Genomic DNA, 22,024 nt, shown 5'->3' on the forward strand with positions numbered 1-22,024 from the left:
TATGAGTTTTATCGTAGAAGGAAATGGCGAGCAGCAAGTTGACATATTGCTTAATGAACTATTAGGTACTTCTGAATTTGGCAGCTGGATTGATGGAGAATTAGTTACAGGTAATGGAGACAACATCGATCTGACTAACCCAGCGACTGGCCAAGTATTTCTAAACTATCGTGATGCGGGAAAAAGTATTGTTGCTGATGCCGCTGATGCCGCTATGAAAGCTCAAAAAGTATGGTGGTCAATGACTGCCAGTGCACGAGGTCAGTTGATGTGGAAGTGCGGCATGAAAATACGCGAAGCTGCAGAACCTTTGGCACGTTTAGAGTGTCTCTCTGCAGGCAAGCCTATTCGGGATTGCCGGGTTGAGGTGGCAAAAGTTGCAGAGATGTTTGAATACTATGCTGGCTGGTGTGACAAAATTATGGGGCAAGTTATCCCCGTACCAACAAGCCACTTGAACTACACTCGCCATGAGCCTTATGGTGTCGTGATTCAAATCACCCCTTGGAATGCACCTGTATTTACTGGAGGCTGGCAAATCGCGCCAGCCATCTGCGCCGGTAATGCTGTCTTACTAAAGCCATCTGAATTAACCCCACTAAGCTCAACAGCACTCGTTAAAATTCTTGAGCAAGCAGGTATCCCGCGTGGTTTGGTCAATGTCATTAATGGGCTGGGACACACCACAGGATCTGCTGCCATTGCTCATCCGGCAACTAAAAAAGTGGTTTTTGTTGGCTCACCGAAGACTGGTGCGCTCATTGCTTCGGCATCTGCGCAACGTGTCATCCCTTGCGTATTGGAGCTGGGTGGTAAGTCAGCCAATATAATTTTTCCAGATGCTGATCTGGATCGCGCGGTAGTGGGCGCGCAAGCTGCGGTATTTTCTGCTGCTGGACAGAGCTGTGTATCGGGTGCTCGGTTATTGGTCCATCGTGATATCTATAAAGAAGTGTTGGATCGGGTTGCCTCGGCCGCGAGTAAGTTGCCCGTGGGTTTGCCATGGCATGAAGGCACGATGGTGGGACCGATCAATAATCAAAAACAGTTTGACCACGTACACTCGTTAGTATCGGACGGTATTGCTGAAGGTGCGGTTGTTGCCGCAGGCGGAAAGGCAGGTGCTATTTGTGGCGGTAAAAACGGTTACTTTTATCAGCCAACCGTTTTGGCCAATGTGAAAAATGATATGCGAGTCGCGCAGGAAGAAATTTTTGGACCTGTGGTTTCTGTTATTTCATTCGATGAAGAAGAAGAAGCGGTAGCGATAGCAAATGACAGTCGTTTTGGTTTAGCGGGCGCTGTTTGGACGGCTGATGTCGGCCGCGCGCATCGGATGGCCGCTCAAGTAAATGCTGGAACATTCTGGGTAAATAGCTATAAATCAATCAACGTCATGTCGCCATTTGGCGGTTTTGGTGAGAGTGGCTATGGTCGATCGAGTGGCTACGAAGGTTTACTCGAATATACACAGACCAAAAGTGTCTGGGTCGAAACAGCAAAAGACTCCGCTATCCAATTTGGTTACTCAATTCAATAGTATGTAAGGAGAAAACACATGTTAATTAACGAAACCCTACTAGGTGAAGTAAAACAGTGGCGTCAGCAAATCCATAGTCAACCAGAGCTTGGCTTTAAAGAGTTCAAGACCTCAGCATTTATTGTTGATAAATTACAGAGCTTTGGGATGGAAGTGCATCAAGGATTGGGCGGCACGGGCGTTGTCGGTGTTCTAAAGAACGGCTCAGGTCCTACTATTGGCATACGAGCCGATATCGATGCGCTACCAATAAAAGAGCAAAACGATATTGAGCATAAATCCACTCATGAAAACTGTATGCATGCCTGTGGCCATGATGGTCATACTTCAGTTCTGCTTGGTACGGCAAAGCATCTGAGCCAGCATAAAGACTTTAACGGCACTATTTATTTTATCTTTCAACCTGCTGAAGAGGTCTTAGGCGGTGCAAAGGCTATGATTGATGATGGGTTGTTTGATAAGTTCCCTATGGATGCTGTTTACGGGTTACATAACTGGCCAGGTCTACCTGTGGGAGAGGTTGCGGTCAACAACGGGCCTATGATGGCGTCTTTTGATACCTTTGAGATTACTTTAACTGGTAAAGGAACTCACGCAGCTATGCCACATTTAGGAGCTGATCCTATAGCAGCAGGTGCGGCATTGATTACTAATATTCAATCTATTGTCTCTCGTCGAATATCTCCACTCAAGTCAGGTGTTATCAGCGTCACTCAGATGAATAGTGGTGATACAACCAATGTCATTCCTGATTACGCCATTCTAAAAGGAACCGTTCGCAGCTTTGATATGGACGTAAGACAGTCCATGCAGGATATGCTGACAGAAATGGTTGCAACACTACCGCCTTTATATGGTGTCACAGGAGAGATGGATTACCATATTCGCTATCCAGTAACCACTAATGACAGCCAAGCCTATCTTGAAATTAAAGAGGCTGCTACTAAAGTGTTGGGTGCTGATAAGGTAAATACTGATGTGGAACCATCAATGGCTTCTGAGGATTTCTCATTTATGAGTCAAGTCGTTAAGGGGGCTTATTTTTGGTTAGGCGTTGATGGTAATAGCCCCTCTAAACCATTACACAATGCGGCTTATGATTTTAATGACGATGCTATTGAGACAGGAATCAAAGTATGGGTCTCTTTAGTTGAGTCTCAGCTACCAAAACTTTCTGCATAAACCAAATCATCAAAAAACGTAGGCATCATAAAATGCAAAAGGAACTGCTATGAATAATACCACTATACTATCAAGTACAATGACGAAGCACTTATTTGATTGGAAGCTGCATTTACTAGTAATTATTACATCGCTATTTGCAGAATGGATAGGGATCATTAAGATACCTATTGGTATTGGTACACTAGTCTTACTGCCTTTGCTATACGCATTCATATTTACACTACTATTGAACCCCAACGTTATACCTTCAATGAAAGCGGTAATTTCTAGAGACCGAGTAAAATTTGCAAGCTACGCCGTCCTTTTGAGCATCATGCCATTCATTGCAAAATTTGGTGTTGGTGTCGGTCCTAAAGTTGAAGAAATCATAGCCGCAGGTCCCGCTCTTTTGCTACAAGAATTGGGCAATGTAATGACTGCTCTTATCGCCTTACCCGTTGCGGTATTGGTATTTGGAATGGGGAGAGAAGCTATTGGCGCCACTCACTCAATTGCTCGTGAACCAAATATTGCGCTCATTGCTGATAAGTATGGACTTCAGAGCGCCGAAGGTATCGGTGTCATGGGTGTCTATGTAATGGGCACCTTATTTGGCGCAATTTACTTTTCATTAATGGCGGGTGTTATTGCCTCTATGGATATCATGGATGTTCGAGCGCTCGCTATGGCTTGTGGTATTGGTAGTGGTAGTATGATGGGTGCCTGTTCAGCAGCGCTCGCAGAAACGGTACCTGCTCAAGCGGAAACTATTACTGCGTTTGCAGCGACTTCTAATTTATTAACTTACGCCACAGGGCTATTCGTCAGTTTGTTTGTTGCCCTACCATTCACAGAGTTTTTATATAAAGTTATTAATAAATTTAAGAAGCATAATGATATTACTGCTGCCACAAAAACAGATTTTGGTTTAAAGGTACCAGAGCAATCTATTTTATCAGTAAAGCAGTCCCTATCCCTATTGGCGGTTATCTGTATCGTTCTATTACTAAGCAATTGGGTAGGGCAAGGCGTTGATCCAATCTCTGCGCTACCTGCCATGTTGATTCTGTTCGCTTGTTGTATCGCTGGCGTTTTATTAAAGGAGGTTATTCCTGTCAATGTCCCCGCTATTGCTTGGATATCAATTGTGGCCATTCTGATATCTTTACCACAGTTTCCAATGAGCGAGTATGTCTTAGTAGAAACAGACAAGTTGGGCGTATTACAACTCATTACTCCTGTGCTTGCCTATGCAGGGTTTGCAATTTCTCAGATGGAAGTGACTTTGTTTAAAAAATCTGGATTTAAAATCGCAATGGTTGCGCTGCTTACTTTTACTGGCACTTTCTTGGGTTCTGCCATAATAGCCCAGGCTATGCTGTAAAAGGTGCGAAGCCGTTCAGTTCTACGTTAACAGCTATTTCAAAACAGCATCCAGCAACTCAACGTTGCTGGTGTGCAGCCCACTTACAAAGCTTTCATCCATGACTTCATATGCTGTAGTAATTCATGTGGACCTTGGGATAGATGACGACCCAATCGAGTGACGATATGTGCTTCACCGCTTGACAGGAGCGTATTGTCTATAGGGATAGCTATCAAATGTCCGTCTTTCACTTCTTTGGACACTACAAAATATGGTAAAAAGGTAAACCCCATATTTGAGCGAGCAAAGTTCTTTAGCACCGTGAATGAGTCAGTGGTTAGGATAGGGTCAAATCGAATTTTTTGTTGAAATTCTGCCATCGCTAGTAACTGACGCACGCCAAAACGACTTTCAGCCAGCCCCACTGGATATTCCAAAAGCTCCTTTAACTGCATAGGTTTACTTCGATTGGCCAACGGGTGGTCGGGCGAAACAATAATATACATTGGCTGACAACTGATAACCTGTGAGCGGATGCGCGGATGACTGCTGGGATGAAATACTAGCCCAATATGCGCTTCATCTTCCTCAACCTGACGAATCACCTCGTTTGATCCACCAGTACTGATTGAAAGTGTTAGCGCCGGATATAGACGGGAAAACTCAGATAATGGACCTAACATCAAATCCCCAACAAAACCATCACCCATTGCTAACTTTATATGACCCCGCTGTAATCCCAATAACGCCTGTAATTTGGAAACACAAGTCTCTTCAGCGGAGAGTGATTCTCGATAAAACTGTAAGAGAATACTACCAGCTTCTGTTGGTGTTACTCCTTTTCGGTGCCGCTCAATAAGAATGCATGCTAACTCTTTTTCTAACAGAGATATTTGTCGGCTGATGGCTGAGGGAGCAATATCTAGCTTATCTGCTGCAGCCCGGATCGTCCCCATAGTTACAGCTTCATAAAGATAGGATAACCGCTTTCCATTGATCTCTGTCATTGTTTTCTCTTGCCCTGTTCTCGGTTTCATTGAATAAGTACAGCACTTTGACCCATGGATGGAGTAATAAGGGACAGTATCGGTATACTATTTAGTCAGACCTATAAAAGTGTCCATGATGTATAAAAAAGTATACCTTAATAAAAACAAACAGTGACCTAGACTTGTTTAAAACGATAATCTTTCAAGTTTACTTGTACAGTTTTTTCATCATAGCTCAATATGATCTAATACACTTGGAAACTCTTTAAGCTTATCTTTACCTAAGAAGTATTTAGAATCTTGACTTGTATATTCAATACCTAATTCTTCGATGAATCGTGGCAACACTTTAAATGGCATACTCATGACCTCTAATGCGCTAAATAATCAGCAATAAATTGCCTCTATGATAATCTACTCGAAGAGCCATCAAGCCTAGGTTGTCAAATACACTCAGATGTACACTAATGCGATATCGAGTATTATGATAAACGGGTTCGAGGCAAAAAAACCTAATTCGCAAGATGCGTGTATATTAAAACACTAAAATACTCTTTTGACCTAGTCTAACCAGAGGTGTCTAAAGAGTTCATCAAAGCAGTCACCACTAAATTGTTTACATTTTTGAGTGAAAAGACCACCTCATCATAGTCTGAAGGTAGCTCCGCAATGGGTACCTTCACAAAACCACCTTTTCTGATCGCGCTTTCGCTCCATGCAAATCCCACACCTAAGTTTTGGTAAACCGCATCGTAAACACTTTCTTGGGTGTTTACGATATACGTAGGGGTTATCTCTAAATTAATTTTTGCTAGCGCCTCATTTATAAGTTTTTGAGTGGTGGAACCGTGCGTGCGGAATATAACAGTTTCAGTCGATAATTCAGTTAAGCTTATAGATTCTCTTGATGCAAAAGCATGGTTCGGTGAGCACAAAGCAACAAGCCTTTGGGTAGCACATTTCTTAAATTGAAACTTATCACCTTTGGGAACATTTGCAAGAATACCAACATCTACCTGACCGTTAACCACTCTACTAAACGTTTCATGGAAATTACCAAAATAGATTTCAGTCTGTAGCTTGGGATAGCGCTTACTAAACTGTTTAATAATTTCAGTGCCCGGCAGCGGGCTGCATAGACCTACCTTCAATATAGCTGATTCAAAAATTTTACTTCTTTGAATCAGCTGATCTAGTTCGTCTTCAACTGCTTGCACTTTACTCGTTAACGTTCCAAGCTCTAAGCAGTAATCTGTTGGCACAAAGTGCCTGCCACGCTGCATAAATAGCTTAAACCCAAGATTGTTTTCAAGCGTAGATAATGCTTGGCTAATGGCAGATTGAGACACGCCCAAACGTTTAGCCGCCTGCGTGTAATTACCTTCCTCAAGCACAGAGTTCAAGATATTTAACTGATTATAGGTGTAAGGTTTTTTCGTCATATGACCCCCGTCTTTCATATAGGTTTCAGTTGCAGAGATTGTCAGGCTTATCTCCGGGAAGTACGAGAAGTTATACACGATAAATAAGACTGAATGATTAAATGTATAAGCTAACCTTATATTTGACGCCAAACTGTCATATTCATCTTCTATATTAGTTACGTGTAAACGATTAAAGCATTGAACAATTTACCTAAATGTATTTGCTTGAGCTATCACTCACTGCTAATACCAAAATATAAGTTTGGGCTTGAATTATGTTAGAACTAAGAAATGTGACTAAGAAGTATGATGGCAAAGTTATTTTTGAGGATATCTCCCTAAAAGTGAATAAGGGTGAGATTGTTTCAATATTGGGCCCATCTGGCTGTGGGAAAACCACGTTGCTACATATTATTTTAGGTCTAACCGATATTAGTTCTGGTCGACTTGCCTATGATAAGGAAGACATCACACGTGTGCCTATGAAGCACAGAGGTTTCAATATTGTATTCCAAGACTATGCGTTGTTTCCTAACTTGAATGTAAAGCAGAATATTGAATATGGGCTACGTAATAGACCTAACGTCAGCACACAAGCGGAGGTTGATGAGCTAGTTGACCTTTTGGAGATTAAGCCGCATTTGAACAAGCGAATCAGCCAGCTCTCTGGTGGGCAGAAGCAGCGTGTTGCATTAGCACGTACTTTAGTGATGAAGCCTAAAATTTTATTATTAGATGAGCCTTTATCTGCTTTAGATGGGGTTATTAAAGAGACGATTAAGGCACGTATTCGTGAGATTGCAGAGCGTTATGAGTTAACCACTTTGATTGTGACACATGATCCTGAAGAAGCGATGACACTCTCTGATCGTATTTTGTTGTTATCAGACGGCAAAGTAGCTCAATATGCTAAGCCATCAGAAATCATTCAAAACCCTGCGAATGACTTTGTTAAAAGCTTTATCTTGAACCAGCTAAATATCAAACGCCGTAATATCTTGAGCCTATTTGAAGCGGACGATGCGCCAGCTGACCCTTTAGAAAAATACACTCAAATGAGACCTACACCAACTGGTAGCTCAGTTACTGAAGATATCAACGCCATAATCCAGCGCACAGCTGCTAAATCCATTAAAGACACTTCCACAAGTTAATCGCACTAGGCCAACGCTGGTCTCTCAAAACTTACTTATTTTGCGCGTAGGTCATTATGAAACTTAATAACTCATCGCTAATGAAAGCTTCGTGGCTTTTCATTGGTGCGCTATTCATCGTCTTTATGTTTGTGCCTTTGGGCAAAATGTTGATGCTGTCATTTAATGTGGCTGATGGATTAGGTCTCAGCCATTACGTCGATATCATCAGCAGTAATGACTTCAGACAAGTGATGTTAAATAGTTTTTTTGTCGCCATTGTTAGTGCGATGAGTGCCACCTTTTTGGCATTTATCCTTGCCTATACGGTGCACTGGACTAACTTGCCAAAGGGTTTTAAACAAACCATTAAGCTTGCATCACTGTTCCCTATGCTATTGCCAACAGTGACTTATGGATTTGCCATTATTTACACCTTTGGTAAGCAAGGTCTACTCACTAAGATAATTGGCTTTCAGTTGTTTGAAGACATATATGGTTTCTATGGTATGTGGCTTGGCTACACTATCTATACCTTGCCAATAGCCTTTTTACTGCTTAACAATACCTTTCAATATTTGGATAAGAAGTTTGTGATCGTATCAGAACTGATGGGCGATTCACGCTTACGCCAGATAGATATGACGGTCATTCGTCCTTTAATTGGTACGTTTGCAGCCGCTATTATTCAATGCTTCTTTTTGGCCTTTACTGACTTTGGTATTCCAGCCTCTATTGGTGGTCAGTATAAGGTTATAGCCACTGAGCTTTATACCCAAATACTGGGTGCATCTCCCTCGTTTGAAAAGGGCTCTGTGGTTGCTTTGTTTATGCTAATCCCCTCTGTTTTGAGCATTCTACTGCTTTGGTATGTGGCTCGATTTAATGTCAGATATGACTCAGTAGAGCATTTTGACTTGCCTACATCTAAAGTCAAAGACAGAATTCTGAGTGTGTTGTCCAGTGGTATTTTGATTTCACTGTTATTCGTATTTGCTGTGATATTCATCATTCCATGGATTAAGACATGGCCTTACGAGATGGCGTTTAGTACAGACACATTTACTAAGGTGATTGAGTCCTCGAACCTAATGCGAGTGTATAAAAATTCACTTATTGTCGCGACCTTAACGGCTGTTTTTGGCACTATTATTACCTATGTTGCCGCGTTGATATACGAGCGTTCAGGGCTATTCAAGATAGGAAAGCTGACGATAGAAAGCTCAGCATTAGTAACCAATACAGTGCCAGGTATGGTTATTGGTATTGCTTACCTGATGGTTTTTTCAGGGTCATCGATATCGAACACCATCTTCATTATTGTGATTAGCAATATCATTCATTACTTCTCGACACCTTATCTCATGAGCAAAAACGCACTATCAAAAATGAATCTAGGTTGGGAGACTACAGCCTCTTTACTGGGAGACTCATGGCTACAGTCTTTACGCCGAATTGTTGTACCCAACTCAATACTTACGCTTATCGAAGTGGCCTCGTACTTTTTTATCAGTGCGATGGTTAGCATCAGTGCAGTGATATTCATTTCAGGTGCAAAGACGATGGTGCTAACTACAAAGATTGTCGAACTACAGCACTTCGCCCGCTTTGATGAGATCTTTATCTTGTCACTGATGGTGCTACTCACAAATATCACGGCATTAATATTCTTCGCAGCGGTGCGATACCTTTATACCAGAAGCATATATGGAACAAAAAAAATAAAAGTGATAAAGACGACAGTGACGACAGTCGCTTAGATATTTCAACACAATTTAGGCCTTAATGTGACGAAAACCAATTGAACCGTTAACCACTCAAATAATTAGGAACAACAATGAACTTATTCAAAACGATAGTAATGGGATTAACTTGTGGAGTTTTAGTAGCAGGTTGTGGGTCGCAAAGCTCGGACGATACAGCTGGCGAGGAGGTGATTATTTATAGTAATGCTGATGAAGAGGCAGTCGAGGTTATTCAAGAGGTGCTTGATGAGGCAGGCTTTGAAGATCAATACATATTTCAATCATTCGGAACAGGTGAGCTTGGGGGACGACTATTAGCAGAAGGAAAAAATATTGAAGCTGATATGGTGACAATGAGCTCGTTTTATATCGAAAGTGCTCAAGCAAAGAACCCGATGTTTAAAGCGTTAGCATTTACAGCAAACCCACAGATTGCGACGCCTAATTACTATGCACCGATTCTCAGCTTTACGGGTGCTATCTTACTCAATACCAAAGAGATGGAAGCCAATAATCTTCCAGTACCTACTAGTGCCAAAGACTTAGCGAATCCTATTTATAAAAATCAAATTTCTATGGTTGATCCAAATGGTTCATCAACTGGTTGGTTGTTTGTACAAGACATTGCTGCTGAATATGGCACCGATGCTGAAGGTCAACAAATCATGAATGCTATTCGTGAAAATGCAGGACCTAATTTAGAGCTATCTGGCTCTGGTCCTCTTAAAAAGGTAATGGCAGGTGAGGTGCCTATCGGTTTCGGTCTACGTCATCAGGCAGTCGCTAATAAAGCAAAAGGTTTACCAATTGATTTTGTTGATCCTAGTGAAGGTAATTACACATTGACTGAATCGGTTGCTGTTATTGATAAAGGAGAGAAAACCAATCCTAAAGCAATGAAAATGGCTGAGTTAATTGTCACTAAAGCTCGCCCACGTTTATTAGAAATTTATCCAAATATTGTGTATGACGGTGAGACAGTAGCTGCTGAAAATCAGATTGATAACTCTAAGACCTATCCAGAGCCATTAACTGCCGAGCTGTTAGATAAGCACCGTGCTTTTTTCCACGGTGAGTAATTTTAGTTGAATCAAAATAATGACCATTCAGGCTTAGCTATATTAGTTCATAGGTTAAGCAAGTAGAGGGCTAATTAATAAAGATATATGGGAAGAGCAGGTATGACAATGAGCAAAATACTTTCTGATAAAACATACGATGTCGTTGTCGTAGGTGGGGGTATCGTTGGGCTGGCAAGCGCCTACGCCGCCGTTAAAAAGGGGCTGAGTGTTGCGGTTGTAGAACGCCAATCTCAGAACAAAGATGCTTCTGTTCGTAATTTTGGATTTGTGACCGTTAGTGGTCAGCGTCGAGGTAAGCATTGGCAACGCGCCATGCACTCGCGTAATGTTTGGGCCGAAATTGCCCCAAAAGCAGGTATTCAGGTAGAGCATATCGGTCTGCATATGTTAATGCAGCGACCTGAAGCGGTAGATGTTGCACAAGCTTTTTTAAAGACAGAAATGGGTGAAGGTTGCCGACTACTGACACAGTCTGAAATTAATGAAGCCGCGCCTTATCTGAACAAGGGAGAAGGGGTGTTATATAGTCCACATGAGCTTAGAATAGAGTCCAATACTGCAATCGCTAAGCTGACTCATTGGTTACAAGAGACGCAGAGTGTGGATTTTTACAACCATACTACGGTGACTTCAGTGGAATTGCCAAAAGTGCATACCAGTCGCGGTGTACTTAACGCTGAGCACTGTGTGGTCTGCCCCGGAGCGGACTTTACCAGCTTATATCCAAACGTGTTCGCTAAGACCAAAGCTAAAATGTGCACGCTAAATATGATGCGAGTCATGCCCAAAAAAACATTTAAATTAAATGCTGCTGTCATGTCAGATTTAAGCTTTGCCCGTTATGATGGATTTGCTCAGTTACCTGAAGCTACGGTACTAAAAAGCTTACTTGACGATATTCAAAGTGCAGAGCGTCAAGCAGGTGTCCACCTAATTGTGGTTCAGTCTGAAGATGGCTCACTAATCATTGGCGATAGTCATGATTATAGTGATAGAGAACTACCGTTTAGAGACACTCGAATTGATGATCTAATCATTAATGAATTTAAGCAGGTGATGGATATTGGTGAGATAGATGTTACTCAGCACTGGTTGGGTGTATATCCAAGTGCAGATGATGTGGTATTTAAGGCATCACCTGAAAAAGGTGTGGTGGTCGGTGCAGTCACCAGTGGTACAGGGGCATCAACAGGTTTCGCATTTGGCGAAGAGTTAATTGAATTGGTATTGGAATCAAAGTAATGAATACAGCAAATAATAATATAATAAGCAGCAGCTCACATAGTGATAGTTTAAACAGTATTAAAAACAAATTTTTTGATATTAAGCTCTGTGTATTTGATATGGCTGGCACAACAGTAGATGAAAGTAACCTGGTCTATAAGACCGTATGTAATGCTATCAATGAAGCATTGAAGAGCACTGGCAAATCAGATAAGCAAGTGAGTCTTGAGTTATGTCTAGAATATGGTGCAGGTAAAGAAAAACGCAATGCCATCCGTGATATTTTGAATATGATAGATTTATCTAATGCTGATATTGAATCATTAACGGATACAGCGTTTGCAGCCTTTAAAGTCAATCTTGCAACTGCTTATAGCAAGCACACTCTATCTGAGTTTGAAGGCATGTCAGAGTTGTTCGAGCAGTTGAAGGCGAGCGGTCGTAATGTCGTATTGAATACAGGATATGATGCTAAGACTGCTAATAAAATTTTGACTATCTTAGGTTGGTCTGTGGGGGATCAAGTAGATGCATTAATAACAGCCGATGATGTAGATAATGGGCGCCCAGGTCCTGATATGATTACTCTTGCGATGAAACAGTTCAATGTTGATAACTCACAGCAGGTGTTAAAAGCAGGGGATAGTGGTATCGATATTGAAGAGGGTAGGAATGCAGGGTGTGGGATAGTGTTAGGTGTGCTATCTGGTGCACAAAATGAGCAGCAGCTAGTGAAATATTCACCTGATGCGGTTTTAGACAAGCTGACTGAATTAAAGGAGTTCATTTAACTCAAAGCTAAGTCTAAGCTTCAATATATAAAAAATAGTAAAGCCATAAGAGCAATGACTTTTATGGCTTTTTTAATTTGGATAAAATATCTCAGATTCTGTGTAATTGACGTTTAAGTTAAAGGCTTACTGATACAGTCATCAAACATAAAGCGATCTAAAACAGACGTCCAGTCACGGATCGACGCTTGCTAGGCTGCTAAGTACATGACCTTAGATACAGCCTGACATCCATTATACGATTCGATGAATAAGCTTGAGTCTTTGATAATCTCAAAACTATTTAGAGACCTCAGACGAGATATTTTTTGCTACGCTGTGGTATTACCCTAATATTTAACTATGGAGTACCACATGTTTTTTATACGGAAAGCAGACCAGAACGATGCAGCAGATATTGCTCATATACACTTTGAAAGTTGGAATGCTACGTATTCGAACCTTTTACCCGAAACGTATAGAAACAAAGAAAATAACTTATCTCAAAAAATGGAGATGTGGGGGAAAATATTACCTAGCCCTGGTGTGAACACATGGGTAGCATATGATACTGAGAATACCACTGTAGGGTTTATTTCTTACTTTAAGAAAGATCATGAGTGTGAAATAACCACTCTATATCTTTTACCTCAATATCAGAATTTAGGTATAGGTACTAAGTTAATTAATGCAGCTTTAATTGATGCTTTTCAGTGTAATATCTGCTCTAGTCTATCTTTATGGGTTTTACAAACCAATCTATCTGCGATTAGTTTCTATAAAAAATTTGGTTTTGATTCTGATAGCCAATGTCATGAAGAGCTATACGAGGGCACCAAAATAACAGATATCAGAATGATAAAAACACTTTAATATCTGTTATTTTAAGCATACCTTTTCCTATACTGTCTCAAACTATCTTGGGACGGTTTAGTGATAGAGTACCCCGGCTCTGGCACTAAAACCAAATAGATTAAGTAAAGTTTATAGCTACCTATTATTAATAAAAACCATAGAAAGAGCTTGATATGCCAACCTTTATAGTTATAGACAATGGAATTATTAACCTATCGGAAATTAAAAAGATAACTGCGGATAAAAAGCGACTTACAATCACATTTCATTTAGGATTTTGGAATGGTAATGCGTTTAAAAGATGTACTGATAGCCAGCATTTTGAAGAAGTTTTTGAAAGTATAGTAACTAAGTTAGAAGCTGAACAGATTTGAGTCCGCTACTTGGAATGCCCAGTTTTAAGTAGCAAGCCTTTCATTATATTAGTAATCTATAATAGTTTTGTTATGGCTTACTAATATAATTCAGTTAACCAAATATGCTATAGGTTATGAAAGCAATAAGCAAAAGAGACGAAATATCATCACCCAGTATTATTAATTTATGCCAAGTTTTACCCTTGGTGTTATTATGAGTAATAGAACTACTGTTGTAATGACTTATGAAATCATCATCACTTATAGAGTACCTTTTTTTCGATAAAGATAGTTTTTGATCTAGATCTATAGGTATGACAACTTGTTTCAAAGCTCCTAAAAATAACCCTAGCCACATTAAGATATTCTGTATATCTCTATCTATAAGGGAGTGTATAAAAAAACCAAAACTTAGGATTAAAGCCACAATAAAAAACTTGCGGTAACTTCCCTTTGGGTAATCTAGGACAAATTTCCGCATCAAAAATCCTAATAAATGAACGTATGTTTATTTAAAATATTGAATAGTAAGGTTAGTGATAACCATTGTCAATAAAGATATTTATAACATACTGTAGATACGGTACCCTAGTGAGGACTTGAATGTTTGGCTGTGGGCTAATGGTATCAAGGTTTTAACCTGCTGAGATAACCACAGTGTACTTCATGGTGTACATATACTAGATTTTTCAATAACTTCTATGTCTGAGTTCATTAAGAATAGAGAAGGGCAATAAGCAAAGGTTTTTTTAACAGTTAGGCTTGTGCTTCTTTCCTCGGTAAGAACGAAGCATACTGGATAGCTTGGTAAAATAGTCTCTACGCTTGTTATAAGCAAACTATTTCTTTAGCCAAGAAAATAGTCCCTTTTTCTTCTTTTTCTCATTAGCTACTCTCATACGTTCTTGCCACATGTTAATCCAGTCTTGTTGCGGTTGGTTATAATTAAACTCTGTCATAAAATCATAAGGTTGAGAGTAGCTTGATAAAGGTTTAAATTCTATCAGCTCTTTCGGTGCAATTGGACTATTTATACCTAAATCATAGCCATGTATTGCTGCAATCTTGGCATATAACAGCACTTGTATCTGAAGATAAAAGTCAAACCAAGTATTCGCGTTATACGCTGCCTTTTTTGCTAGTTTAGGTTCAAGTAGTTTAGTTAGTGCCATTTGCATAGCTTTTATGTTTTTATCACATAGAGCAATATAAAACTCATGATCAGGTATTCTTATGATATCTCGTTTATCCTTGTTATCATCTTCTAAAAAAACCAAGCTACGTTCTTTTAATGCAGTCCATTCTCCTGCTAGTGCAAGTAAGGTGTTCTTATTAAAATAGGAACGGGTATCTTTGCGATCATATAGCTCATTAACTTCAACAACCTCATCTCGGTGCTCAATCAAAAATCTGATTAAATCAAGATTATCGGACATGATGGCTATAAAAAAGTTATTAGTATTATAGCCATTGTATGCCCAATAGATTTCTTCTTTACCCATCATTTGCAGTTTGGCTGCCATATAAGCATCTTGCTTAAATGCATCAATATCAGCATGCAGTAGCAAGTCAGAGGAGGCTTTTGCTTCGTAATAAACACCTAAACCACGCATACAGGCTAAAGGATTACCTTCGAAAGTTTCAATAATTTTTAATTTACGTTTTGAACCTGAAAGGTCCTCATTTTCACTTGGGTTAATAATAAAATTAGCTATGCCCATAACATGCTCAAAACTTTCTTGATAATCTCTTCCTGCCTCACTACCTAAATATACTTTATAGTTGTTAGTCATTTGAGTTCTCACTTTTTTATTAATTTTTGATATGGGTATACCTATAAAAGACTACCTCCAGGTTAAAACTACAAGAAATCTTGATCTGCTCGAATGTAGTGAGACTTCATAGCAAAGTACTTAGAATTCGCTGACTTCATTAACTACAAATTGACGAGAAGCTTCCCCATCCTTCATATCATACTGAATTTGGCGGATTTTACCTTGGGGGTTAGCATTGCTATCGTCTTCTAAATAGAGTGGAAAATGTCTAACCAACGCATTCTCAACCAAGGCAAATTCATCATGACCCATATAACCTTGTTTGAGTGCATCAGTCAGCTCTGGATAAGAGACTTGACTCCACGACAGCCCTTTATTGCTCGAATAAGCAATCACATCACCATATGAACCGCTACCCACACTTTGAGTGAATACTAGAATTTCAGGATATCCATCGCCATTTATATCACCCACATCGGCACTAACAACAGGATCGCTAATTGGTCGCTCGATAATGTCTTCGCCCATTGGCTGAATCTGCAAGATATAGCCACCATTACCGTCAGAGGTACTGGTCACTTGAGTAGAAAAATCACCATAGTTGAGTGAGGTAGCGTATTGCGAGTTATCCACTTGTCGAGTATCCAGCGTATCGCTTAATTTTTGATATACGCCACCAAGCGTTGCACCGCCGCTACAATAAAAAGCTGTTTTTTGTAGATAGGCTTCTTCACCTTCAATGGATAAGCTATTGTCATTAAAGCGCAAATAAACGGGGTTATTATCTACCCAAAACTGATACCGTCCATCATGAGCTTTATGAAGTACGGTGTCTAATGTACAAATAGGTTTCTTTTTGTCTATGCGAGAACGAATAGACACACTAATAGCATCTTGACCAGCATCACGTACGCTGATCGCAAACCAGTCATAACCCTCGTTACGCTTTGTATAGCCATCTGTGACGTAATCGCCCGTTATATTGTTAGTATACTTATCGGTTGAGGTTGTCGTCGGTAGGTCGTTATGTAAAACCGTTGTTGTCTCAAGGCCCTGTGTATTAGTGTTCTGGCACGCAGTCAGACTTAATAACAGCATGCTGGGCAGTAACGTTTTTCTCATCATAATTTTTATTCCTTCAGAAGATCGTTATATGGGCCATTCATAATAAATTCATTACAGCCCACATCATTTAGCAATTTAAAAAACCATTATCCATTCTTGGCATGGAATATTGGTTTTTACCCATTTTTCTCAATGGGATTCAAGTCAGGGCACTAGGCTAGTGGAGTTCAAAGCCTGCGACCATGTGTATTCAGTAATTTTTTTACTTGTTTATGAAAATTTGATGCTTACGCATAAGCCGCGATTTATGCTTGGGAAAAGCAGTACTTTTGCATATAAAGTAACAATAATGTTGCACTATTTTTGCTTTCTCGTTGCTAGAGTAAATCAGTGCTCGATGCTTTCAAAATGATTCAAATTATCATTCGTAATACACTAACTTTATCTTTACAATCCCCCTTTATTTACATTATCAGATAGATTTAAGGTGAGTATTCCATGCTTTTGAGTATAGTTTACATTATTGGTATTACAGCAGAGGCAATGACGGGGGCACTAAGCGCGGGACGACAGAATATGGATTGGTTTGGGGTTATGCTTATCGCGAGTGTAACAGCGATAGGCGGTGGTAGTGTAAGAGATATCCTACTTGGTAACTACCCTTTAACTTGGGTAGAACATCCTAAATATTTATTAATCGTTTGTGTGGCTGGCCTTATAACGACTTGGTTGGCTAAATGGGTTGTTAAATTTAATGGCGTTTTCATACGTTTGGATGCTTTAGGACTAGCGGCCTTTAGTATCATTGGTTGTCAAGTAGGGCTTAACATGGGACTCCATTACGGTGTTTGTATAGTTGCGGCCATTGCAACAGGTGTGTTTGGTGGATTGCTGCGTGATTTAATATGTCGCCAAACCCCATTGGTTTTACATCATGAGTTATACGCTTCAGTTTCTTTAATCATTGCTTGTTTATATTTAACACTTCAGTATTTTGCTGTTAGTAGTAATATCAGTGTCATTATTAGTTTAATTGCTGGTTACTTAATCCGTATGGTAGCGGTTAGAGCAAAGTGGCGATTACCCATATTTCATTTGTTAGAAAATTCCAAATAAAATAGTAACCCTATCGTTATAAGAATTTCTACGAGCAAGCTGTGTTATTTTAGAGAGTCGTTACTACCTGTGAACATCTCATTTTTAACACAGCTATTTAATACAGTCTGACTACAATTTATCTCATTTTTATCGTCATGTTCAAAATGAGGACACGTCCGAATACTACTATACAGTGAGAGTAATTTTACCCACTGCTTTACCTAATTCAAGATGGTCATGCGCGCGCGCTACTTCCCAAATTGAGTAGTTACTATCATCTATGATAGGCGTGATTTTGCCACTATCAACCAGCTCTGCAATCATTGTCAGGATACGACCGTGCGATTCATGGTTGATGCCATGAAATAATGGAATAAGCACCAAAACACCATGAAATGATAAGGCTTTGAGAGCAACTTGCAATGGATCTGCAATCGGTAAAATAGGGGCGACATGGCCATTGAATCTAACGGCTTGAAACGATTTTTGAATATTATCACCAGCCACCGTATCGAAAACTTTGTCAAAACCCACGCCGTCAGTATACGTCGCCACATAGTCATCAACCTCCGCTGTTGTATAATCCACTAGATGATCCGCGCCTAGTGATTGAGCTAATGCACTATTAGCAGGAGAATAGGTAGCGGTGACTGTCGCGCCAAGTACTTTTGCTAGCTGAACGGCAATATGACCAACGCCCCCTGTTGCACCATGAATCAAGACATTATCGCCTTCTTTGACATTCATTTTTTGTACGAGTGCCTTATAAGAAGTGAGTGCGACCAACGGCAGGGCTGCGGCTTGCTTCATGCTGAGTGTTTTAGGCTTTTTAGCCATTAAACGCACATCGACCAACATGAATTCAGCAAGTGCACCATCAATACCGTAGAGGCCACCAGCCATACCATAAACTTCGTCACCAACACTAAATTCAGTGACGTCGGCACCTATCTCGCTCACAATACCAGCTACATCACCGTGTAGTATCTCTGGCAAATTCTCCGACCAAGGCAGCTCGACTGAGCGCAGCATGGTATCAATAGGATTCACACTAGTGGCTTTCACTGCCACAACCATGTGACCTAGTGTTGCCGTTGGTTTTGGTTTTTCTGCCAATTGAAAAACTGCAGTTGTACCGATTTCTTTAATGATCATCGCTTTCATGTTATTACCCTTTACTGGTGTAAATGTCTTATTGTTTGTTTCAGGAGAATCAGTTTAGACGTTGCTAATCCAGCAAACCATTATCCAGTAAACAAATTACTTTTGCTTTTTGAGCAAGCCATGGTTACAGTTAAATGGAATACCTATCAACTTAATAAAGGAGTGGCAATGAGCTCAATAAATCGATTGGCATACTTCAATAGTGTTGTCGAAACCGGTAGCATTTCAGAAGCCAGCCGCATCTTTGATGTACAGCCGTCTTCCATTTCACGGCAGTTAGCAGTGCTTGAAAAGGAGCTGGGAGTACGTCTACTCAATAAAACGACCAGAAACACCAGTTTGACTGAAGCGGGGCACAAATATTACGAATACTCTCAGCGAATTGTGTCAGAGTTTGATAATGCCAAAAGAGCCGTTAATGACTTACAAATAACGCCACAGGGTAAGCTGAAAATCAGCATGACAGTCGGTTTTGGTGAAAGTATGGTATTACCATTGATACCGAAATTTATGTCGTTATATCCAGATATTGATATAAAAATTGAGTTAACAGAGCGGGTTGTAGATCTTATAGAAGAAAATATTGACGTGGCTATTCGAAGTGGACGCTTATCTGATTCGACCATGGTTGCCCGACGCTTGGTATTTAATGATTTTTTACTGTGTGCAAGCCCCCAATATTTAAAAAATAATGGCACGCCTCTTAGGGTTGATGATCTAGCTAATCACCAATGTATCCGATATGGTTATAACGGTTGGAAAGAGTGGTTTTTGATAGCAGAAGATCGTAAAAAGTTGATGATTAATAGTCAGGTTTCAGTGAACTCCGTGAATGGTCAGAAGCAGCTGGTATTGAATCATACAGGTCTGACGCTAATCCCATTGTGGGCTGTTAAAAGTGAATTGGCGAACGGGTCATTGGTTCAAGTCATGCCAGATCATATTTTCAGTCCCTATGAAGAGCTTAGTGCTACTTACGCTATTTATTTAAAGCGAGATATGATCTCACCAAAAACACGCGTTTTTTTAGATTTTTTGGTAGAATACATGATAGCGATTTGAGTTTGGGTCTATAGCTTGGTCGCACAAATTGTTATAGTCGATGACTGCCTAAAAAGACCCAAATACGGTACCGAGTATGATGACTAGAGTGAGAGCAATTAAAGGAATGACCACAGCAGTAGCAAATATATCTTTATAGGACTCTCTATGAGTCAAACCACAAATAGTTAGCATTGTTATTATTGCCCCATTATGTGGTAATGAATCCAAACCGCCGGAAGCCAAAGAAGCAATGCGATGCATTAATTCGGGGTCAATATTATATTGTTCTGCCAATTGCATATAGCTTGCACCCATAATTTCTAACGCTATACCCAAACCACCTGAAGCTGACCCAGTAATACCTGCTAAAACGTTAATCATGATTGCTTCTGATATGAGAGGGTTTCCAGGTGAAATTCCCATGAGAGACTGTTTGATAATCGCGAAACCTGCCAGAGTTGCAATCACAGAACCGTAACCCACCTCTGAAGCTGTGTTAAAAATAGGCAGTAAAGACCCGGTAGCACCTTTGTTTAAACTTTCTGCCACACTATCTATTCTTTTGAAACTCGAAGCAATAACAAACATACAAGCTAAGAACAACGATAAAATAATGGCCCAAATGCCAATAACTGAACTTAACGCTACCCCACCAAACTTTTCGTCAGCTAAGTAACTGTTGTTCCATAAGGGTATTATAATTTTTGAGAAAGCATAGTTGCCTACTATCACAATGAGAATAGGCGATAATGCGAGCCAAAAATTGGGTATGTCGATACCTGAGTGAGGCTCTTTTTCATTTAACGTATGATTTCCATAACCTTCATTATTTGCACTTGCAATACGCGTTTGGCGATTCATCCACAACATACCTCCGCCTAGCATGACTATCGAGGCAATAATGCCTAAACTAGGAGCTGCAAATGCATCGGTCTTAAAATAAGGCATCGGTATAACATTATGAATGGCAGGTGAACCTGGTAATGCCGTCATGGTTAAAGTTAGGGCACCAATACAAATGGCTCCAGGTATCAGTCTTTTAGGTATGTTCGTCTGCTTAAATAAGGCGGCAGCAATGGGGTATATTGCGAAAGTAACGACAAAGGCTGATACACCTCCATAAGTCAAGATTGAGCATGCTAAGACGACGGCTAACAAAGCATGTTTGTCTCCCAGTTTATCCACGATGTTGTGTGCGATACTATAGGCATAACCAGAATCTTCCATCAACTTGCCGAAAATCGCACCTAAGATAAATAGTGGGAAATATTTGACGGCAAATCCGCCAAGCCCCTGCATAAATACTTCAGTATAAATCCCCATCGTTTGACTACTATCACCACTTAAAACAACAGCTAAAATAGCGAGTAAGGGCGCTAAGACTAATACGCTGACACCTCTATAGGCAAAATATATTAAGAGTGATAAAGACAAAAAAATAGCAAAAATGCTCATAATTTTAATTTCCTTCCATGGAAAAATACGCTGTAAAATTATACTTTGTGAATAAGATAATGCTTCTGATAAACAGAATTTAGTCTGGTTATTATGTGATAAAAATTTCTAGGATCTTCTTCGTAGTTGCTATTTAGACATGGAACATGTCGTAGTGAGTAACGAATGGATGAAAATATCTTATGCCATAGCGTAAAGGATCACTGATATCTAACCATTTCGTAGATAGAGCATTAGGGTTAATGCCCAGCCGATATATATGACTCGAATTCTTCTCGATATTAAACGTACTCATAGCATAAAACACAAACCACTAGGGCTTTATAGCGCAAGTTGATACTATTTTATTGTTACCTGAAAAGGTTTGGCTTATAAGATTGAACTGACGGAATGGTTGTTCATAATCGCTATCCTTAGCATGAATGAAATGTGACTAATACAACTGCTATAACAATGTGATGTGCAAACACTGAAAGGTTTGCCACTATTTATATACAGTTATAAATAAAATGATACATTATGTATCGAGTTAAAATCTAACAGAGATGTAAACAAATATCAACTATTTAACCTTAACAGTCATTAGATGGTCTTAGTGGTTTATTCTGAAAAATAAGACGGTACTATATTGAAACGATCGTAGAGACAAGTTTGATAAATTAATGATGCAGTGATGAGTGTGCTATGAGTAAGAACAAGCAAAGCGATAGCTTGGTATTTCCAGTACCGCTACTTTGATAAATTCTAATAATTAAAAACCCATCATTTTAAGATA

19 protein-coding genes are annotated in these 22,024 nt (G+C 39.8%); 12 read left to right on the forward strand and 7 right to left on the reverse strand.

Annotated features, from left to right (window positions below; translation table 11 throughout):
* Position 1: 1 nt before the first annotated feature.
* The 3 genes from JMX96_RS03155 to JMX96_RS03165 are packed head-to-tail and all read left to right on the forward strand — an operon-like array spanning position 2 to position 4,088.
* Entirely contained in the window at positions 2-1,540 is a 1,539-nt protein-coding gene (locus JMX96_RS03155; RefSeq protein ID WP_201567300.1) for an aldehyde dehydrogenase family protein, read from the forward strand.
* Between the two features lie 18 nt (positions 1,541-1,558).
* Positions 1,559-2,722, forward strand: coding sequence for a M20 aminoacylase family protein (locus JMX96_RS03160; protein ID WP_201567302.1), 1,164 nt, complete (start codon positions 1,559-1,561; stop codon positions 2,720-2,722).
* Between the two features lie 49 nt (positions 2,723-2,771).
* A complete protein-coding gene (locus tag JMX96_RS03165) occupies positions 2,772-4,088 on the forward strand; it encodes a DUF3100 domain-containing protein (protein ID WP_201567304.1) in 1,317 nt (438 codons plus the stop codon).
* Between the two features lie 83 nt (positions 4,089-4,171).
* Here the strand turns inward: JMX96_RS03165 and JMX96_RS03170 are convergent, their stop codons facing one another.
* The 3 genes from JMX96_RS03170 to JMX96_RS03175 all read right to left on the reverse strand — a co-directional run bounded on the left by JMX96_RS03170 (position 4,172) and on the right by JMX96_RS03175 (position 6,501).
* A complete protein-coding gene (locus tag JMX96_RS03170) occupies positions 4,172-5,107 on the reverse strand; it encodes a LysR family transcriptional regulator (RefSeq protein ID WP_320157900.1) in 936 nt (311 codons plus the stop codon).
* A gap of 180 nt (positions 5,108-5,287) precedes the next feature.
* A complete protein-coding gene (locus tag JMX96_RS13665) occupies positions 5,288-5,419 on the reverse strand; it encodes a hypothetical protein (protein ID WP_261863802.1) in 132 nt (43 codons plus the stop codon).
* Positions 5,420-5,625: 206 nt separating this feature from the next.
* The gene (locus JMX96_RS03175; protein WP_201567307.1) at positions 5,626-6,501 is read right to left on the reverse strand and encodes a LysR family transcriptional regulator; all 876 of its coding nucleotides are present in this window, start codon (positions 6,499-6,501) and stop codon (positions 5,626-5,628) included.
* 257 nt (positions 6,502-6,758) lie between these two features.
* Here JMX96_RS03175 and JMX96_RS03180 point away from each other — a divergent pair, with 257 nt between their 5' ends.
* The 7 genes from JMX96_RS03180 (at position 6,759) to JMX96_RS03210 (ending at position 13,666) form a co-directional block, all read left to right on the forward strand.
* Positions 6,759-7,637: an ABC transporter ATP-binding protein gene (locus JMX96_RS03180; protein WP_201567308.1), complete on the forward strand. Its 879-nt coding sequence runs from the start codon at positions 6,759-6,761 to the stop codon at positions 7,635-7,637.
* Positions 7,638-7,693: 56 nt separating this feature from the next.
* Positions 7,694-9,376: an iron ABC transporter permease gene (locus JMX96_RS03185; protein WP_201567309.1), complete on the forward strand. Its 1,683-nt coding sequence runs from the start codon at positions 7,694-7,696 to the stop codon at positions 9,374-9,376.
* A 77-nt stretch (positions 9,377-9,453) separates the two neighbouring features.
* Positions 9,454-10,440, forward strand: coding sequence for an ABC transporter substrate-binding protein (locus JMX96_RS03190; RefSeq protein ID WP_201567310.1), 987 nt, complete (start codon positions 9,454-9,456; stop codon positions 10,438-10,440).
* A 108-nt stretch (positions 10,441-10,548) separates the two neighbouring features.
* Positions 10,549-11,685, forward strand: coding sequence for a TIGR03364 family FAD-dependent oxidoreductase (locus tag JMX96_RS03195; protein WP_227676889.1), 1,137 nt, complete (start codon positions 10,549-10,551; stop codon positions 11,683-11,685).
* On the forward strand, positions 11,685-12,458 hold the full coding sequence (locus tag JMX96_RS03200; protein ID WP_201567312.1) for a phosphonatase-like hydrolase: 774 nt from the start codon (positions 11,685-11,687) through the stop codon (positions 12,456-12,458). Before JMX96_RS03195 ends, JMX96_RS03200 begins: the two co-directional genes overlap by 1 nt.
* Before the next feature lie 354 nt (positions 12,459-12,812).
* Positions 12,813-13,310: a GNAT family N-acetyltransferase gene (locus JMX96_RS03205; RefSeq protein WP_201567313.1), complete on the forward strand. Its 498-nt coding sequence runs from the start codon at positions 12,813-12,815 to the stop codon at positions 13,308-13,310.
* 155 nt (positions 13,311-13,465) lie between these two features.
* On the forward strand, positions 13,466-13,666 hold the full coding sequence (locus tag JMX96_RS03210) for a hypothetical protein (protein ID WP_201567315.1): 201 nt from the start codon (positions 13,466-13,468) through the stop codon (positions 13,664-13,666).
* Between the two features lie 821 nt (positions 13,667-14,487).
* Here the strand turns inward: JMX96_RS03210 and JMX96_RS03215 are convergent.
* Positions 14,488-15,441: an Imm49 family immunity protein gene (locus JMX96_RS03215; protein ID WP_201567317.1), complete on the reverse strand. Its 954-nt coding sequence runs from the start codon at positions 15,439-15,441 to the stop codon at positions 14,488-14,490.
* A gap of 120 nt (positions 15,442-15,561) precedes the next feature.
* Positions 15,562-16,548 (reverse strand): hypothetical protein, encoded by a 987-nt coding sequence (locus JMX96_RS03220; RefSeq protein ID WP_201567319.1) that lies wholly within the window; start codon positions 16,546-16,548, stop codon positions 15,562-15,564.
* 438 nt (positions 16,549-16,986) lie between these two features.
* Here JMX96_RS03220 and JMX96_RS03225 point away from each other — a divergent pair, with 438 nt between their 5' ends.
* Entirely contained in the window at positions 16,987-17,604 is a 618-nt protein-coding gene (locus JMX96_RS03225; RefSeq protein WP_201567321.1) for a trimeric intracellular cation channel family protein, read from the forward strand.
* A gap of 168 nt (positions 17,605-17,772) precedes the next feature.
* Here JMX96_RS03225 and JMX96_RS03230 read toward each other — a convergent pair whose 3' ends face one another.
* Complete coding sequence (locus JMX96_RS03230) at positions 17,773-18,750, reverse strand: zinc-dependent alcohol dehydrogenase family protein (protein ID WP_201567322.1); 978 nt, start codon at positions 18,748-18,750, stop codon at positions 17,773-17,775.
* 168 nt (positions 18,751-18,918) lie between these two features.
* Between JMX96_RS03230 and JMX96_RS03235 the strand changes: the two genes are divergently transcribed.
* Positions 18,919-19,812, forward strand: coding sequence for a LysR family transcriptional regulator (locus JMX96_RS03235; RefSeq protein ID WP_201567323.1), 894 nt, complete (start codon positions 18,919-18,921; stop codon positions 19,810-19,812).
* A 48-nt stretch (positions 19,813-19,860) separates the two neighbouring features.
* Here JMX96_RS03235 and JMX96_RS03240 read toward each other — a convergent pair whose 3' ends face one another.
* Positions 19,861-21,252, reverse strand: coding sequence for a GntP family permease (locus tag JMX96_RS03240; protein WP_201568013.1), 1,392 nt, complete (start codon positions 21,250-21,252; stop codon positions 19,861-19,863).
* Positions 21,253-22,024: the final 772 nt, after the last annotated feature.

Origin of the sequence: Psychrobacter sp. JCM 18900 (assembly GCF_904846625.1) — a bacterium.
Taxonomy (GTDB): domain Bacteria; phylum Pseudomonadota; class Gammaproteobacteria; order Pseudomonadales; family Moraxellaceae; genus Psychrobacter.